This is a genomic window from Amycolatopsis sp. NPDC004368 (assembly GCF_053602515.1).
In genome coordinates this window covers 167,499-183,606 of record NZ_JBSGDT010000010.1, presented here as the reverse complement: position 1 = coordinate 183,606, position 16,108 = coordinate 167,499, and the positions used below count along the sequence as shown (strand labels likewise).

18 protein-coding genes are annotated in these 16,108 nt (G+C 71.6%); 5 read left to right on the top strand and 13 right to left on the bottom strand.

Annotation, left to right across the window (positions count from 1 at the left end; genetic code table 11):
* Window positions 1-198 precede the first annotated feature (198 nt).
* On the top strand, window positions 199-519 hold the full coding sequence (locus ACWEOE_RS17435) for a hypothetical protein (RefSeq protein WP_452009889.1): 321 nt from the start codon (window positions 199-201) through the stop codon (window positions 517-519).
* Here the strand turns inward: ACWEOE_RS17435 and ACWEOE_RS17430 are convergent.
* The 11 genes from ACWEOE_RS17430 to ACWEOE_RS17380 form a co-directional block, all read right to left on the bottom strand.
* Entirely contained in the window at window positions 516-1,202 is a 687-nt protein-coding gene (locus ACWEOE_RS17430; RefSeq protein WP_452009887.1) for a hypothetical protein, read from the bottom strand. The genes ACWEOE_RS17435 and ACWEOE_RS17430 overlap by 4 nt on opposite strands.
* A gap of 789 nt (window positions 1,203-1,991) precedes the next feature.
* Complete coding sequence (gene wag31 / locus ACWEOE_RS17425; RefSeq protein WP_452009884.1) at window positions 1,992-2,840, bottom strand: DivIVA-like cell division protein Wag31; 849 nt, start codon at window positions 2,838-2,840, stop codon at window positions 1,992-1,994.
* Between the two features lie 52 nt (window positions 2,841-2,892).
* Window positions 2,893-3,168, bottom strand: a complete 276-nt coding sequence (locus ACWEOE_RS17420) for a YggT family protein (protein ID WP_452009981.1) — start codon at window positions 3,166-3,168, stop codon at window positions 2,893-2,895.
* A gap of 126 nt (window positions 3,169-3,294) precedes the next feature.
* Window positions 3,295-3,891 (bottom strand): cell division protein SepF, encoded by a 597-nt coding sequence (locus tag ACWEOE_RS17415; protein WP_452009881.1) that lies wholly within the window; start codon window positions 3,889-3,891, stop codon window positions 3,295-3,297.
* Between the two features lie 80 nt (window positions 3,892-3,971).
* Window positions 3,972-4,685, bottom strand: coding sequence for a YggS family pyridoxal phosphate-dependent enzyme (locus ACWEOE_RS17410; RefSeq protein WP_452009878.1), 714 nt, complete (start codon window positions 4,683-4,685; stop codon window positions 3,972-3,974).
* Window positions 4,682-5,389 (bottom strand): peptidoglycan editing factor PgeF, encoded by a 708-nt coding sequence (gene pgeF / locus ACWEOE_RS17405; RefSeq protein ID WP_452009875.1) that lies wholly within the window; start codon window positions 5,387-5,389, stop codon window positions 4,682-4,684. The genes ACWEOE_RS17410 and pgeF overlap by 4 nt, the downstream gene beginning before the upstream one ends.
* Window positions 5,390-5,485: 96 nt before the next feature.
* Window positions 5,486-6,787 carry a cell division protein FtsZ gene (gene ftsZ / locus ACWEOE_RS17400; protein ID WP_452009872.1) on the bottom strand — a complete coding sequence of 434 codons (1,302 nt, stop codon included), beginning with the start codon at window positions 6,785-6,787 and terminating at the stop codon, window positions 5,486-5,488.
* Between the two features lie 273 nt (window positions 6,788-7,060).
* Window positions 7,061-7,825: an anti-sigma factor gene (locus tag ACWEOE_RS17395; RefSeq protein WP_452009869.1), complete on the bottom strand. Its 765-nt coding sequence runs from the start codon at window positions 7,823-7,825 to the stop codon at window positions 7,061-7,063.
* The gene (sigK, locus tag ACWEOE_RS17390) at window positions 7,822-8,430 is read right to left on the bottom strand and encodes an ECF RNA polymerase sigma factor SigK (RefSeq protein ID WP_452009866.1); all 609 of its coding nucleotides are present in this window, start codon (window positions 8,428-8,430) and stop codon (window positions 7,822-7,824) included. Before sigK ends, ACWEOE_RS17395 begins: the two co-directional genes overlap by 4 nt.
* The gene (locus ACWEOE_RS17385; protein WP_452009978.1) at window positions 8,423-9,190 is read right to left on the bottom strand and encodes a DUF1365 domain-containing protein; all 768 of its coding nucleotides are present in this window, start codon (window positions 9,188-9,190) and stop codon (window positions 8,423-8,425) included. The genes sigK and ACWEOE_RS17385 overlap by 8 nt, the downstream gene beginning before the upstream one ends.
* The gene (locus tag ACWEOE_RS17380; RefSeq protein WP_452009864.1) at window positions 9,184-10,470 is read right to left on the bottom strand and encodes an NAD(P)/FAD-dependent oxidoreductase; all 1,287 of its coding nucleotides are present in this window, start codon (window positions 10,468-10,470) and stop codon (window positions 9,184-9,186) included. Before ACWEOE_RS17380 ends, ACWEOE_RS17385 begins: the two co-directional genes overlap by 7 nt.
* A gap of 112 nt (window positions 10,471-10,582) precedes the next feature.
* On the opposite strand from ACWEOE_RS17380, the gene ACWEOE_RS17375 reads away from it, so the two are divergent.
* Both ACWEOE_RS17375 and ACWEOE_RS17370 read left to right on the top strand, forming a co-directional pair.
* On the top strand, window positions 10,583-11,860 hold the full coding sequence (locus ACWEOE_RS17375; RefSeq protein ID WP_452009862.1) for a class I SAM-dependent methyltransferase: 1,278 nt from the start codon (window positions 10,583-10,585) through the stop codon (window positions 11,858-11,860).
* The gene (locus ACWEOE_RS17370) at window positions 11,860-12,645 is read left to right on the top strand and encodes a DUF1295 domain-containing protein (protein WP_452009975.1); all 786 of its coding nucleotides are present in this window, start codon (window positions 11,860-11,862) and stop codon (window positions 12,643-12,645) included. The genes ACWEOE_RS17375 and ACWEOE_RS17370 overlap by 1 nt, the downstream gene beginning before the upstream one ends.
* On the opposite strand, the gene ACWEOE_RS17365 is transcribed toward ACWEOE_RS17370, so the two are convergent.
* Window positions 12,632-13,138: a DinB family protein gene (locus ACWEOE_RS17365; protein WP_452009858.1), complete on the bottom strand. Its 507-nt coding sequence runs from the start codon at window positions 13,136-13,138 to the stop codon at window positions 12,632-12,634. The genes ACWEOE_RS17370 and ACWEOE_RS17365 overlap by 14 nt on opposite strands.
* Window positions 13,139-13,261: 123 nt before the next feature.
* Here ACWEOE_RS17365 and ACWEOE_RS17360 point away from each other — a divergent pair, with 123 nt between their 5' ends.
* On the top strand, window positions 13,262-13,696 hold the full coding sequence (locus tag ACWEOE_RS17360) for an OsmC family peroxiredoxin (protein ID WP_452009854.1): 435 nt from the start codon (window positions 13,262-13,264) through the stop codon (window positions 13,694-13,696).
* A gap of 346 nt (window positions 13,697-14,042) precedes the next feature.
* On the top strand, window positions 14,043-15,251 hold the full coding sequence (locus ACWEOE_RS17355) for an MFS transporter (RefSeq protein WP_452009851.1): 1,209 nt from the start codon (window positions 14,043-14,045) through the stop codon (window positions 15,249-15,251).
* Here ACWEOE_RS17355 and ACWEOE_RS17350 read toward each other — a convergent pair.
* Window positions 15,237-16,070, bottom strand: a complete 834-nt coding sequence (locus ACWEOE_RS17350) for an NAD(P)H-binding protein (protein WP_452009849.1) — start codon at window positions 16,068-16,070, stop codon at window positions 15,237-15,239. The genes ACWEOE_RS17355 and ACWEOE_RS17350 overlap by 15 nt on opposite strands.
* Window positions 16,071-16,108 lie beyond the last annotated feature (38 nt).

Here is a 16,108-nt window from a genome sequence, read left to right as displayed (position 1 = left end):
GCGGCCAATCCGACCAAAAGCAGGCCGACCCCCACCTGGCAAGTGACCGTTGCCGCGAAGTTCATTCGGCCGTGACTGTGGTCGAATTGGCAACGATCGGCACAGAACGATCGGCACAGTACGACCACGTCGCCGGACAGCTCGGCGTCGCCGTCACCGCCGCCCTCGTTTCCCGCGGCGCACTGATCACTGTGGACGGTGACCCGACCACCGCGCGCCGCCCCGGTGACCGGATTTCCGCGCAGCTGCAGGATCATCCGTACGCGCTGGGCCCCGCCGCCACGGGTGTTCGCGGCGCTGGGCGTCGACCTGGCCGCGGTGTCCTCGGCGCGCCGGCCGTTGCTGCGCTTCCGTCTCGAGTGGAGCGAGCAGCGCCACCACTTGGCGGAGGCGCTCGGCGCGGCCGTCACCAGCAGTTTTCTCGACGCCGGCTGGTTGCGCCGCCGCGCCCGCGCCCACCGCGCCGTGCGCTTGACCGACTCGGGGCGCGCGGCGCTGGGCGAGGTCCTCGGGCTCTAGCGGTGCGCCGCGGCGAGCACGGCGTCGGGCCCGCAGCGCGCGCACGGCGTGAAGCCGAGCTGGCGCGCCTCGCCGACCCCGATGGGGATCGTGTCGCGCCCGGAGAGCCAGGGGCAATCGACCAGGTGGTAGCGCGGGTACTCGTCGACCACGACCACCTGGTCGTCGAGTTCCTTGACGACCGCCAGGTCCTCCGCGCTCGTCTCCTCCTCCGCCGGCGGCGTCTCCCTGACGGGCGGGGCCTTCTCCGCGGATTCGGTGGTAACGGCTTTGTCCGCGGCCTGCCCGGCACCGGCAGCCACGACGGTGCCGCCCGCCGGCGACTCCTTCGCCGCGGCGGTGCCGGCCTCGGTCTTCGTTTCGGTCCCGGCCGCGGGTTCCGGCTCGATCTCCGGCTCGGGCACGTCGGCCGGATCCCCGAGCTCCCCCCTCGACGGCAGCAGAGCGGTCTGCTCGGCGTCGAGCTCCTCGGCCGTCGCCGCGCCCGCGGCTTCCCCACCGGCCGGCTTGGCTTCCCCAGCGTCCGGCCGGTTCCGCCTCCGCAGCCAATCCACGAGCAGGATCAGGCCGGCGACCACCGATAGACCGATCGAGACCCACGCCCACAGCGGGCCGGCCGTGATGAGCGCGGTGACGAGCAGCGCGAGCGCCGCCACCACCAGTACGAGGACGATGTAGAGCACGCTGAATTACAGCACGTGAAACCCGGATCCCGGGTCACGACCCGCCCACGCCGGGTACCGCACCGGCTGCATTCCGTGGCCACTTCCCTCGGGGTCCGCCGCCGAAGATCAACCCACCGGCCGGCCCGGCTCCGGGGCACATCGCCGAGCGGTCGATCACTGCGCCGAAACACCCAAATCGACCACTCACTCCCCCAAGACCCGACACACTCCGGCCACTTCGAGCCACGACCACTCAGGCCGACCCGGCACACCCCCATCGCACCCGCGACCGGCCTTCGGCACTGCCCGGCGATGGAGCCCTCCGGGGGTCACCCCGAAGCCACGCACCCCCATCGGCCACGAGCGATCACGCAGGCACCTGACTCCGACGGCAAGACCGGCCGGCGCGCGGCCTCACCTCACCAGACGGCAGCCGTCATGGTCCTCGCAGTCCGCGAGCAGCCGGGCGCGCTCCGTGTGCACCACCCCCGGCAGCAGCCGGAACATCACCAGGCCACCTCAGGAAAAACTCGTGATCCAGATCGGCCCGAACGGGCACTTTCACGGCCCGATCACCCACTACCGAATTCCCCACCACGACATTCCGTGCGCATTCCCTCACCGAATGCGAAGGGGCCATTACCCACTCGGCCGATAAACCGATCACGAATTGCCACCGCCCGACTACAGAAACTGCGAAAACCGCAGCAAGCCCTACTCCGCAATCGGGCATGACGACGCCCCGCCGGATCCTCGGGGAGAGGATCCGGCGGGGCGTCAGAGCCACGAAGAGCCGAGCGAAGAACCTCAGCCGGCTTCGGCGCGCGGACCGAAGGAGTAGCCCTGGCCGCCGGTGGAGGCGGAGGACTGGCTCGTGTTCGACGACGCCGAGGCCGGAGCCGCGGAGCCGCGGTCGTCGAGTTCGCGCAGCTGGGACTCGAGGAAGCCGCGCAGGCGAGTGCGGTACTCGCGCTCGATGGTGCGCAGTTCTTCGATCTTCTTGCCCAGCGAACCCTTCTCGGCATTCAGGTTGTTCATCGTCTCGGTGTACTTGCGCTGCGACTCGCGTTCCATGGTGGTCGCCTTGTCGCGGGCCTGGCGCTCGAGCGTCTCGGCACGCGTGCGCGCGTCGTTCAGCATGGTCTCGGCACGCGTGCGCGCCTCGTTGACCATGGAGTCGGACTTCGCCCGGGCGTCGGAAAGCAGCTGCTCGGACTTGGTCCGCGCCTCCGCCAGCATGCCGTCGGACTCGGTCTTGGCCTCGGCGGTGAGCCGGTCGGCCATCTCCTGGGCCAGGCCGAGGACCTTGGCGGCCTGCACGTTCGGCTCGCCACTGTCACCGACCATCGAGTGAGCCTGCGTCTGCTCCATCGCCGAGGCCGGCGGCGGCACGGGCGCCAGGCGGCGGGACGGCTCGTCCCGCACCGGCGGAGGACCGCTCACCTTCGCGTTCTCGAGCTCACCGCGGGTCGACTCGAGCTCGTTGTCGAGCTGTTCGACCTGCTGACGCAGCTCGTTGTTGTCCTCGATCAACCGGGCAAGCTCGGTCTCCACCAGGTCGAGGAACGCGTCCACCTCGTCCTCGTTGTAGCCCCTCTTGCCGATGGGCGGCTTGCTGAACGCGACGTTGTGCACGTCAGCGGGGGTCAACGACATCAGATCACCTCACGCACTCCATGGCCTGCAGGGTCCACCCAAGTTTCCCCGATCACCTGGGAGTTGCCAGTTGCATCGCGAAGAACACAACCAACAGCAGCACCATAATCGATAAGTCCAGTCCCATCCCGCCGATCCGAACCATCGGGATCATTCGTCTGAACAGACGAACCGGCGGGTCGGTCACTGTGTAGATGGTCTCGAGCGTCACCGCAACCCCTCCGGCGGGACGCCACTCCCGTGCGAAGGTCCGCACGAGCTCGATCACGATACGCGCCGTCAACAGAAGCCAGAAGGCGAACAGCACGTACCAGATCACCAGCCACACAGCATTCACGCGACCACTCTAGCGGGGGACGCCGGGGGAAGCCGCAGCCAGCAGGCCCGGCGTGGCGCCGAGTCGACAAAATCACGTCTGGCTGCGCCCAGCGGTCCGCCGGACTTCGGCCGCACTTCAGCCGCGGAGGAAAAGCCCGCCCTCGGCGATCCGCCGACGGTCCTCCGCGGTCACGTCCACATCGGGCGGTGAGAGAAGGAACACCTTGTTGGTGACCTTGTCCATCGACCCGCGCAGCGCGAACGCCAGACCCGCGGCGAAGTCCACGAGCCGCTTCGCGTCCGCGTTCTCCATCTCCGTGAGGTTGATGATCACGGGGATGCCCTCGCGGTAGTGCTCGCCGATCGCCCGCGCCTCGACGTAGCTCGTCGGGTGGAGCGTGGTGATGCGGCTCAACGGATCGCGAGACGGTGCGCGCACGGGCTCGGTGACCGGCCGCAGCCGGGCGACGGGCTCGGGCTGGCGGTCCACGGCGAGTGCACCGTGCGTGGTCGGCTCCGCAGCGGTGACCGACCGTGACCGGGCTCGCGGAGCGGGCTCGTCGTACGTGTCGTCCACGTCGCGGTACCGTGTGCGCGAACGCGCCGGCGGCTCTTCGTAGGAGTCGTACTCGTCGTCGTAGTCACGCCGGTAGTCCTCGTCCTCGACGTCATAGCCGTCTTCGTCAGCGGGCACCATCCCGAAGTAGGCCTTCAGCTTCTGCAGCGCGCTCATGCCTCTCCCTAGCCCTAGCCGCTCCCGCACCGTGCTACCCCACCCGGCCGAACACGAAACGTGACGGCCGACCGGACTCCCTACGGCGAGGCTAAACCGCGCCCGCCGAGCAGCGCGGTTCCGACACGCACACAGGTCGAGCCGTGCGTGATCGCCTGTTCGAGATCATGGCTCATCCCGGCGGAGACTTCTGCGGCATTCGGGTGATCTTTGCGAAGACGCTCCGCGACCTGGGCAAGCAGGGCAAAGGCCCTGCCCGGTTCTTCCTCCCGAGGTGCGACAGCCATCACCCCACGCAACCTCAGCTCACCCACGTGAGTGATGTGCTCGGCCAGCCCCGCCACCTCGGTCAGTGGGGTGCCGCCGCGTGCCGGATCGCCGTCGAGGCTCACCTGGATCAGCACGTCGAGCGGTTCGGCCCGCTCCCCCGCCTCCCGCGCGGCGCCGGTGGCGCGGCCCAGCGCGTCGGCCAGCCGCGCGGAGTCGACCGACTGGACCTCGGCCGCCCAGCGCACGACCGAACGCGCCTTGTTGCGCTGGAGGCTGCCGACCATGTGCCAGCGCGCGCCCGGCACCTCCGCGGCCTTCGGGCCCGCCTCCTGGTCGCGGTTCTCCGCCAGGTTCGCCAGCCCCAGATCGACCAGGAGCGCGGCGTCGGACGCCGGGAAGGTCTTGGTGACCCCCAGCAACCGCACCTCGTCACGCGCGCGCCCCGCGGCCGCGCACGCCGTGGCGATCCGCTCCTCGATCCCGGCGAGCGAGGCCGCCAGCTCTTCGCGCCGCTCGTCGCTCACTCCTGCTCCAGCCACGTGATCCCGGCGAGCCGGCCTGTGGTCCCGTCGCGGCGGTAGCTGAACAACGTCTTGTCCTCCGCCGTGCAGCGCGGGTCGACGCCGATGCGCCCGACACCGAGCCCCGCGAGCTGCTGCCAGAGCCCGGCGCGCAGGTCGAGCCCCGACGTGCCCTGGCGGGTCTTGCACGCGCTGCCGGGCACATGCTTCTCGACATCGGCCGCCATGGCGGCGGGCACCTCGTAACACTCGCCGCAGATCGCCGGGCCGAGCAGCGCCTCGATGCGGGCCGGTTCGGCGCCCAGGTCGCGCATGGCCGCCACGGCCGCCGGCACCACGCCGACGCGCGCGCCCACGCGCCCGGCGTGCACCGCCGCGACCACGCCGGCCCCGGGGTCGGCCATCAGCAGCGGCACGCAGTCGGCGACGAGGACCACAAGCGCCACGCCGGGCTTGTCCGTGACCAGCGCGTCGGTGGCCTCGGCCGCCCGGGTCTCGGTGCCGTCCACCACGGTGGCCGTGCGGCCGTGCACCTGCTCCATCCACGCCAGCCGCTCTTCCGCGAGGCCGAGCTCGGAAGCCAGCCGCCTGCGGTTCGCGAAGACGTTGCCTTCTTCGTCCCCGACGTGGTCACCGAGGTTGAAGCTGTCGTACGGCGGCCGGGAAGCCCCGCCCGCCCTGGTCGTCACGACTCGTCGTACTCGCACCCGGCCATCCTTCCAAAACCCGCGAAAACACGCCGAAGGCCACCTCGACCCCCGTGAACTCAAGCGGGGTCGGGGTGGCCTTCGGAAGCGGATCCGCTAGCGGCGCATGAACGGCGGCACGTCGACCTCGTCGTCCGACGGGTCGTCGTGCACCGTGGCGGGCCGGCTCGGCAGACTGCCGGTCGTGGGCCCGGAGCCGATCGGCGAGTAGCCGCGCGAGCCGCCGCCCGGCTGGGGCAGGCCGCCCGGCGGGGTGCCGGGCTGCGGCAGCGGCGGCTGCGTGCGCGGCGGCGCCACCGGGTAGCCCGAGCTGCTCGCCGGCGGCACCGGCGTGGCCCCTCCGGTCGGCGTCGACGGCTGCGAGCCACCGACGTGCCCGGCGGCGGCCGAAGCCGTGGTGCCCCCCGAGCGCGAGCCGAAGGCCGGCGGGTCGAGCTTCTTGTGCGTGGGCGCGCCGGCGTCGAAGCCGGCGGCGATCACCGTGACCCGCACCTCGTCGCCGAGGGAGTCGTCGATGATCGTGCCGAAGATGATGTTGGCGTCAGGGTGCGCCGACTCCTGCACCAGGGACGCGGCCTCGTTGATCTCGAACAGGCCGAGGTCCGACCCGCCCGCGATCGAGAGCAGCGCGCCGTGGGCGCCGTCCATCGACGCCTCCAGCAGCGGCGAGTTGATCGCCTTCTCCGCCGCCTGGATGGCCCGGCCCTCCCCGCGCGCCGAGCCGATGCCCATGAGCGCGGAGCCCGCGCCGGACATCACGCTCTTCACGTCGGCGAAGTCGAGGTTGATCAGACCGGGGGTCGTGATCAGATCGGTGATGCCCTGGACACCGGACAGCAGCACCTCGTCGGCGGAGCGGAACGCGTCCATGAGGGACACGCCGATGTCGCCGAGCTGCAGCAGCCGGTCGTTCGGGATCACGATCAGCGTGTCGCACTCGTTGCGCAGCTGCTGGATCCCGTCCTCGGCCTGCTTGCCGCGGCGCTTGCCCTCGAAGGTGAACGGGCGGGTCACCACGCCGATGGTCAGCGCGCCCAGCTTGCGGGCGATCTGCGCGACCACGGGGGCGCCACCGGTGCCGGTGCCACCACCCTCGCCGGCGGTCACGAACACCATGTCGGCGCCCTTGATGACCTCTTCGATCTCTTCGCGGTGGTCCTCGGCCGCCTTCTGCCCCACCTCGGGGGCGGCGCCGGCGCCGAGACCTCGCGTGAGCTCCCGGCCGATGTCGAGCTTGACGTCGGCGTCGGACATGAGCAGTGCCTGCGCGTCGGTGTTCACCGCGATGAACTCGACACCCTTGAGGCCGACCTCGATCATCCGGTTCACGGCGTTCACGCCGCCGCCGCCGATGCCGACGACCTTGATCACCGCAAGGTAGTTGTGCGGGGGCGTCATCGTGGCCGCCTTCCTGATCGTGATGTGCTCGTGCTGCCCTCCGGGGCCGCAACCCTCACCCTCAACCCGAGAATGAGAGTTATGTCAACCACCGGCGTTAGAGCAGGACGGTAGGCACCGGGCAGGCTCGAATCCAGTAGCCACGCCGTGTGCGGCAAAGGTGTTTTGCCACAACGCGAACGCGTGCGCAAGAGCGGGAACCCGATCGCCCGGTGATCCAATCGTCTGCTATGACGCTGGGAAAACCCGCCAGGAAGGAACCGGTGCCGCCGCTCAGGCCGGCATCGACATCACGAGAACCACGTCGTCGGAAGGCTTTCCGGTCGGCGAGCCGCCCGCCTGCTCGACGCTGATCGCGAACTGGTCGGCGCCCGCCAGCCCGTCGGCCACCACCAGCGAACCCGCGGGCCCGCCCGGCAACAGCCCGGCCGGGCGCGGCGGGAGGTTCGGTCCCATCAGCCACGCCTGGTAGACGTGCCCGGCCGGGTAGGGCGGCAGGTTCGACTCCATGAACATCATGCGGTCGAGCTGCTTCGACACGACCACCGTGCCGCCGCCCCCGCCGGGGGCGGTGCCGTGGATCGCCTGCGCGTCGGGCGCGGCCAGGATGTCGGCCACGGGCTGGTAGCGCAGGCGGGCCTGGTCCAGCTGCGACTGCGCAGCGTCGAGCCGGCCCTGCGTGGTCGAGGCGAGGCCGCCGAACACACCGGCGAGCGCGAGGCCCACCACCGCGGCGGCCGAGGTCACGATCAGCGGCCAGCGGCGCCGGCCGCGCGAGCGTTCGCCCGGCTCGGGTCCGGTCAGCGGCGGCAGCTGCCGCGTCGAGCGCATCTCGGCCAGCACGCGCTGCTTCAGCGATTCAGGTGGCTCCTCGCCCATCGCCACGCCGAGCCGGGCCGCGGTGGCCCGCAGCTCGCGGACCTCCTGGGCGCAGGCCTCGCACTGCTCGAGGTGCCGGCGGAACAGGGCGCGCTCGGTCTCCGACAGGGCGTCCAGCGCGTACGCACCCGTCAACGTGTGCATCTCCGGTGAGTTCACGCGGTCACCCCCAGGCAGTCACGCAGCCGGATCAACCCGTCGCGCACTCTCGTCTTGATCGTCCCCTGCGGGGTCGCCAGCACGTCGGCGACCTCGCGGTAGGTGTAGCCCTGGTAGTAGGCCAGCAGCACCGATTCGCGCTGCAGCTCCGTGAGCGTCTTGAGGCAGCGGCGCACCTGCGAGCGCTCCAGCCGGGCGGTGACCGATTCGGCCACCTCGTCGAACGGCCGGCCGCGCGCGGCCTCGAAGGTCGCCTTGCGCTCGCGCTCGGTGCCGGCCCGCGCGGACCGCACGCGGTCGACGGCCCGGCGGTGGGCCAGCGTCATCGCCCAGTTGAGCGCACTGCCCTTCTCCGGCGAGTAGCGCGTGGCGGTGCGCCACAGCTCCACGAGCACCTCCTGCGCCACCTCCTCCGACTGCGCCGCGTCGCGCACGATGCGCCGCACCAGGCCGTAGACGGGGCCGGCGAGCTGGTCGTAGAGCAGCTCGAACGCACGCTCGTCGCCCTTGGCCACCTGGGCCATGAGATCCTCGGCCGTGGGCGGCGCGTGCTCGTCGCCCACCGGAACGGCCGCGACGGGGCGGGGCCGGGCGGTCTCATCCATGGAGCGCTCCTGACGAGTTCTGCGGGGTCCGGGCCGCGACGGGGGCCTTGCGCAGCCACAGCGCCACGCCGTGGCGGCGGATCAGCGCAGCCACCCGCTGCGGCTGCAGCGGCCGGCCGAGCACGAGCCGTGCGAACGACCGTGCTCCCGCCGGCCGCCGGACTCCCCTCAGCGTAGCGAGCAGCGGCACCGCGACATCCGGACCGGCATCCCGGCCGGCGCCGTGGTGCAGGACGACGGTGAGGTCGAGCAGCGCGTCCGGGCGCGGCAGCCGCATGCGGTACTCCCCCGTCATCTCCTGGAACGGCGACACGTAGAACTCCTTCTCGGCCCGCGACCGACCGGCCTCGTCGGGGCGCAGCAGGTACGCGTGCCGCCCGCCGTAGGTGTTGTGGACTTCGGCGACCACGCAGTCGAGCGCGCCGTCGGGGGTGTGGCACCAGTAGACCGTGATCGGGTTGAACACGTACCCGAGCACGCGCGCCGAGGCGAGCATCGTCACCGGCCCGCCGCGCAGATCCACTCCGCGGTGCGCGAGCCAGCGGTCCAGTTTGGACCGGATGGGACCGGCGACGCCGGGCTCGAAGTGGTCGCGGCCGTCGAAACCCGCGAACGGCCGCAGCCACCACGGCAGCCGCGGGGCCTCGCCGTCCCGCGGCAGCTCCGTGACCCACACGTAGAGCTTGTGCACGAACGCGTGCGGCGGATCGGCGCGGCGCACGTGGCCGACCGTGGCGTCGTACAGGGCGGCGGTCACCAGCTCACCCCGAAGCTCTCGGCCGCGCGGACGCCCGACGAGCAGCCGTCCTCGTGGAAACCCCAGCCGTGGTAGGCGCCGGCGTAGGCCATGACCCCGTCGTTGAGCGTCGCCAGTTTCCGTTGCGCGGCCACGGATTCCGGCGTGTACACCGGGTGCTCGTAGGTCATCTTCGCCACCACGGACGCGGCGTCGGGCTCGTCGCGCGGGTTGAGCGTGACGACGTAACCAGTGGGCTCTGCCAGGCGCATCAGGCGGTTCATGTCGTAGCTGACCTGCACGGCGTCGCTGCCGGCGCCGCACACGGGTGTGCGGTAGTTCCACCCGGACCGCGCGGCCGCGGCCGTGGGCAGCACGCTCGTGTCGGTGTGCAGCCAGGCGTCGTTGCGGGAGTAGCGGAACGCGCCGAGCACCTCGCGCTCGGCCGGTGTCGGGCCGGCCAGCAGGCGCAGCGCCTGGTCGGCGTGGGTGGCGATCACGACCCGGTCGACGCGGTGGGGGGTGTCGGCGTCGTCGCGGACCTCGGCGCCGCGCGCGGTCCGCCGCACCGAACGGACCGGGGTCGACAGGTGCACGGCGGTGAGCTGCTTGGCGGCCCGCTCCACGTACTCGCGCGAGCCGCCTTCGACCGTCCGCCAGACCGGCGAGTTCTTCACCGTGAGCATGCCGTGGTTGCGCAGGAACTCGAACAGGTAGCGCGCGGGGTACTTCAAGGTGTCCGTGCGGTCGGCCGACCAGACCGTGGACACGAGCGGCAGCACGAAGTGGTCCACGAAGTAGCGCGAGTAACCGCCGATGGCGAGGAACGCGCCGAGCCCGACGTCGCCGGCTTCCTCACGCTGCAGCAGCCGGCCCGCGTGCCGGTGGAAGCGCTTGACCTCGGCGAGCATCCGCAGGTAGCGGTGGTCGGTGGCGTTGCGCCACTGCGCGAACAGGCCGCTCAGCCCCTTCGCCCCGGCGTACTCGAGGCCGCAGCCCTCGCAGTGGATGCTCATCGACATCTCGGTCTCGCGCGTGCGCACGCCGAGCTCGCCGAACAAGCGCAGCAGCGTCGGGTAGGTCCGTTCGTTGTGGACGATGAAGCCGGAGTCCACGCCGATCGTGCCGCCGTGCGCGCTCGGCACGTCGTGGGTGTGGGCGTGCCCGCCGAGCCGCGAGTCGGCTTCGAACAGCAGCACTTCGTGGCGGCGCTGCAGCAGGTAGGCGGCGGTGAGGCCGGCGACACCGCTGCCGATGACGGCGATGCGGTGCCGGCTGGGGTGGTGTCCCGTGGTCTGGTGCACGGCGGGGATTCGGCACCGCTTCCGACCCGGATTGGTCGCTCGTGCGGGCGAACGGGCGGAAGGGGGAATTGACGAGACCCATCCGCCGCCGCACCGGCTCCGAACACCGGTCATGCCGAACACCACCGCCGGCCGCCTGGCCACCTTCGTCGAACGCCTCCTCGGCGCGCCGCTGCCGATCGCCGTCCGCACGTGGGACGGCGACCGCGTGGGGCCCGAGGGCCCGACCGTCGTCCTGAACAACCGCCGTGCACTGCGCCGGCTGCTCTACGCACCGGGCGAGCTCGGCTTGGCGCGCGCGTACGTGTCGGGCGACCTCGACGTGGAAGGCGACCTCGCCGACGGGTTCCGGCGGATCTGGGCGCTGACCCGCTCCGGTGAGCTGAGCGGGGTGAAACTCGGCCCGCGGGATTGGGCCGAAGCGGCGTCGCTGGCCGCGCGGCTGGGTGTGCTGGGACCGCCGCCGAAACCGCCCGCCGAGGAGGCGCGGCTGACCGGCGCGCTGCACAGCAAGCGGCGCGACCGCTCGGCCATCGCCCACCACTACGACCTGTCCAACGCGTTCTACCAGCTGCTGCTCGACGACTCGATGGCCTACTCGTCGGCGTACTGGACCTCCGACGCCAAGGGTTACGGTCTCGCGCAGGCCCAGCACGACAAGCTCGAGCTGATCTGCCGCAAGCTCGGCCTGCGCCCCGGCTTGCGGCTGCTCGACGTCGGCTGCGGCTGGGGGTCGCTGCTGGTGCACGCGGCGAAGCACCACGGCGTGCACGCGGTCGGGGTCACACTCTCGGCCCAGCAAGTGCAGCACGTGCGGGCCCGGCTGAAGCAGCACGATCTCGAGGACCGCGTCGAGGTGCGCCGGCAGGACTACCGGGAGCTGGCCGACGCGCCGTTCGACGCCGTCGCGTCCGTCGAGATGGGCGAGCACGTCGGCGAGGAGAACTATCCGACGTACGCCGCTACGCTCTTCCGCATGCTCCACCCGGCCGGCCGGCTCGTGCTGCAACAGATGTCACGCGGGCGCGCGGGCGACACCGCGCCCGGCGGCGGGCCGTTCATCGAGCGCTACATCGCGCCGGACATGACGATGCGGCCGCTGAGCCGCACGCTCGGGCACCTCGAGACGGCCGGGTTCGAGATCCGCGACGTGCACGCGCTGCGCGAGCACTACGTGACGACCGTGCGCGAGTGGGCCGAGACGCTGGAGTTCCACTGGGCCGAGGCCGTCGCGCTGGTCGGCGAGGCCGAGGCTCGCGTGTGGCGGCTCTACCTGGTCGGCGGGGCGCTGGCGTTCGAGGAGAACCGCATGGGTGTGGACCAGGTCCTGGCCGTGCGGCCGGCCGAGGGCGGCGCCTCCGGGCTGCCGGCCACGCGGGAGTGGGCGTGATCGGCCTCGGCCCGCTCGTCGGGCTCACCGCGGGGGCCGTGCTGGTGGCAGTGACGGCGACGTTCGGGATCGCCCGGTTGCGCGGCCGCTACGACACCATCGACACGTTCTGGGGACTCGGTTTCGCGCTCGTCGCCGTGGTCGCGTTCCCCTTCGGTTCCGGGCCGCTGTCACTGCGCCTGGTCACCGCGGCGCTCACGGTGGTGTGGGGCGTGCGGCTGGCCGTCCACCTGCACGTGCGCAACCACGGCAAGCCGGAGGACCCGCGCTACCAGCGGATGGTCGACCGCGCCGGGGACAATCCCGGCGCGCGGATCTTCGTGCGCGTCTACCTGGTCCAGGCCGTGATCCTGTGGTTCGTGTCGCTGCCGGTGCAATTCGCGATGTACGGCACCGGGCTCGGCGTGCTCGGCTGGATCGGCGTCGCCGTGTGGCTGCTCGGCTTCACGTTCGAGTCCGTCGGCGACGCCCAGCTCAGCCGCTTCCGCGCCGACCCGGACAACCACGGCAAGGTGCTCGACACCGGGCTCTGGCGCTATACGCGGCACCCGAACTACTTCGGCGACGCCTGCGTGTGGTGGGGCCTGTACCTGCTGGCCTGCTCGACGTGGCCCGGCGCCGCGACGATCCTGTCGCCCGTCGCCATGACCTACACCCTCGCGCGCGGCACCGGGAAACCCATGCTGGAGAAGGGCATGGCGCGCACGCGGCCGGGCTACGCCACGTACGTGGAGCGCACGAGCGGGTTCGTGCCGCTGCCGCCGAAGCGGCTCACTCGCCGGTGAGGCCGTCGGTCAGCTCGCGCAGCAGGTCGAGGTGGCCGAGGTGGCGGGCGGTCTCCTCGATCATGTGCGCGACGACCCAGCGCACGGTGATCCGCCCGTCCCTGTAGGGCGCGGTGTCGGTGAACTCGCGCGCCGCCACGACCTCGCGGCAGAGCGCGACCTCGGCCTCGTAGTCGGCGATGAGCTGCTCGATCGGTGTGGTCAGCGCCGCGCGGAACTCGGCGTCGGGGTCGAGCTCCAGAGCCTCCTCCCACACGTCGGGCCGGCCGTCGAGGACCACGCGGAACCAGAAGTTCTCCACGAGCACGAGGTGCCCGAGCAGCCCGGCGATGGTGGTGAGCTCACTGGGCAGATGCCGGCGGCGGGCCTGCTCGTCGGTGAGGCCACCGCACTTCCAGACGACACTGGCGCGCAGGAAGTCGAGGAACGTCGTGAGTTGCGTGCGCTCGTCGGCGTCCTTGGGCGGTTCGGGGCGTTCGGGCGGGGTCGTCATGGGGGCAGCCTTCCGCACCCGGCAACTTTTTTCGCAGATAGGTTGCGCGCAATCTCATTGCGCACTATGTTTGTCCTCAGAAGCGATCCCCGCCCCCGGGGATCCAGCACCGAGGAGGCAGTTGTGCCCAGCCGTGACGCGACGACCCACTGGACCGGCGGATTGCAGAAGGGCAAGGGCGAGGTCACGCTCGACTCGTCCAACGCCGGCACGTTCGACGTGTCGTTCCCGACCCGCTCGGGCAACCCCGACGGCCAGACCAGCCCCGAAGAGCTCATCGCCGCCGCGCACTCCTCGTGCCTCGCGATGAACCTCTCGGGTGTGCTCGAGGCCCAGCAGCTCGAGGCGGAGTCCATCGACGTCTCCGCCGAGGTCACCCTCGGCCCGGCGAAGGGCGGCGGCTTCGAGATCAGCGGCATCGCGATCACGCTGCGCGCCAAGCTCGACGGCGTGACGCCCGAGCAGTTCGCGGAGCTCGCCGAGACCGCCGAGAAGACCTGCCCGGTCACCAAGGCGCTGGCCGGCACCACGATCACGATGGACGCGGCACTCGCCTGAGCTCGCCGGAGCGGGGGCGCTTTCCTGCCGCCGCTTCGGTTGCCGTGGTGAGGCCGGAGCCTGAGGCCCCGCCGCGCTGGTGGCTCCGTGGGGGAATTCCTGTCCCCCACGGAGCTTTTCTTTTCCGGTCGGCATGGTTGAGGCGGACCGCTGGCGAGTCGCCGTACCGGCCGCGCGGGAGACACACTGTCCACAGTGGCCGGACCAGGCTCCGGATGACCCCGACACCCCGCCCGAAATCCGGCGTACCGCCACCGTGGCCGGGTCGTGAAGATCACCCCGGCCACCCGCTGACCCGCTGTTAGGCTCGAAACCGGTTGTTCCGGTTGTCGAGAACGAGGTACCCGTGACCCAGCCCGAAGCCGAGACCGCGTCCCCCGCCGTGCCGAAGCAGGCGCCGCCCTCGTGGCTCGTGCTGTTGCTCGCCGTGTCGTGCGGGCTGACGGTGGCGAACCTGTACTACGCCCAGCCCTTGCTCAACGAACTGCGCGGCACCTTCGGCGTGGGCGAGGCGGCGGCCGGTGGTGTGGTCACCGCCACGCAGATCGGGTACGCGGCCGGCATGCTGCTGATCGTGCCGCTCGGCGACCGCGTCGAGAACCGCAGCCTGGTGTCGTTGCTGCTGGCCATCGCGTGCGCCGGACTGGTGGCGACGGGGCTGGCACCGCAGTTCTCCGTGCTGCTCATCGCCTCGCTCATCGCCGGGTCCACGTCGGTGGTGGTGCAGATCCTGATCCCGCTCACGGCCGACCTCTCCCCCGACGCGGTGCGTGGGCGCATCGTCGGCCGCGTCATGAGCGGGCTGCTGTTCGGCATCCTGCTCTCGCGCGTCGCGGCGAGCCTGCTGGCGGAAGTCACGACCTGGCGGGTCGTGTTCCTCATCTCCGCCGGACTGATGGCGGTCCTGGCCGTGGCGCTGCGCTTCAGCCTGCCGCGCCGAGCGCCCAAGACGTCCGTCCACTATGGAGAGCTGCTGCGCTCGACGCTGCGGCTGGCCCGCGACCACCCCGCGCTGCGCCGCCGCGCGCTGTACCAGGCGGCGCTGTACTCGGTGTTCAGCGCGTTCTGGACCACGATCTCGTTCGTGCTCACCGCGGCGCCGTTCCACTACTCGCAGCTCGGCGTGGGGCTGTTCGCGCTCGTCGGCGCGGCGGGCGCCGCGATCGCCCCGCTGGCGGGCCGCTGGGCCGACCACGGCCACGGCCGCATCGCCACCGGCGCGTCGTTCGTGCTGTGCGCGGCGGCCTTCGCGATCGGCGGGTTCGGCGCGCACAGCGTGATCCTGCTCGCCGTGGCGGCCATCGCCCTCGACATGGCCGTGCAGACCACCATGGTTTCCGGCCAGCACGTGATCTACCAGCTCGACCCGAACGCCCGCGCCCGCGTGAACAGCATCTACCTGGCCACGTTCTTCGTGGGCGGGGCGATCGGGTCGGAGGTCGGCTCGGTCCTCTACCACCTGGGCGGCTGGCCGGCCGTGTCCGTGCTCGGCGCCGTCATCCCGCTGGTCGCGCTGGCGTGGTGGACGACCGAACGCCGGTCAGCCGACCACTGAGAACGCCCGCGCGGCCCACTCGGAGTAGGTCACCCCGCGCCGGCCCAGCAGCTGCTCGACCACCCCGGTCGGCACCTGCGGGTGCGCCACCACGGCGGCGAACCCGTCGAGCAGCCAGCCGGCGATCTCACCCGGGATCCCGAGCGCGAGCCATTCGGCGTACTGCTGCTCGCGGGTCAGCTCCACGAACGGCACGGGCCGGCCGATCGCCTCGGCGATCTTCCCCGCCATTTCCCGCAAACTGAGCGCTTCCGGTCCACTGAGGACATACGTGCGCCCGTCGTGGCCCTCGGTGGTGAGCACGTGCGCGGCGACGGCCGCGATGTCGGAGAGGTCGATCGGCGTCTGCGTCGCCTCGGCGTAGGCGGTGCGGATTTCGCCGTGCGCACGAAGGGGTTCCAGCCAGCCGAGCGAGTTGGTCATGAACACGCCCGGCCGCAGGAACGTCCGCGCGAACCCCGCCGCCGTCACCGCGGCCTCCACCGCCGCGAACTCGGGACCGCTCGAGCCGGCCGTGTCGTCGCCCAGGCTGCTGCCCGACAATGCGACCACCCGCCGCACGCCCGCGTCGGCCGCGAGCTCGCAGAAGCGCGTGACCGTGCGCGCCATCGGCGCGAGGTACACGTCCTCGACCCCGGCGAGCGCCGCGGGCAACGTCGAGGGCCGGGCGAGCGACCCCACGACCACCTCGACGCCGCTCGGCAACGCCGCCCGCTCGGGATCCTTCGTCAGCGCGCGCACCGCCGCGCCACGCGCCAGGAGTTCGTCGACCACGAGCCGCCCGACGTTGCCGGTCGCACCCGTCACCAGGATCGGCACCCGCACCACTCCCTTTCGTAGGCCGTACGGAATTAAAC

What these genes read in the sequence shown, in the direction of transcription:
- wag31 (WP_452009884.1), bottom strand. Translation starts at nt 2,840, where the DNA reads ATGTCGTTGACCCCCGCTGACGTGCACAACGTCGCGTTCAGCAAGCCG.
- ACWEOE_RS17415 (WP_452009881.1), bottom strand. Translation starts at nt 3,891, where the DNA reads ATGAGCGCGCTGCAGAAGCTGAAGGCCTACTTCGGGATGGTGCCCGCT.
- ftsZ (WP_452009872.1), bottom strand. Translation starts at nt 6,787, where the DNA reads ATGACGCCCCCGCACAACTACCTTGCGGTGATCAAGGTCGTCGGCATC.
- sigK (WP_452009866.1), bottom strand. Translation starts at nt 8,430, where the DNA reads ATGGATGAGACCGCCCGGCCCCGCCCCGTCGCGGCCGTTCCGGTGGGC.
- ACWEOE_RS17375 (WP_452009862.1), top strand. Translation starts at nt 10,583, where the DNA reads ATGCCGAACACCACCGCCGGCCGCCTGGCCACCTTCGTCGAACGCCTC.
- ACWEOE_RS17365 (WP_452009858.1), bottom strand. Translation starts at nt 13,138, where the DNA reads ATGACGACCCCGCCCGAACGCCCCGAACCGCCCAAGGACGCCGACGAG.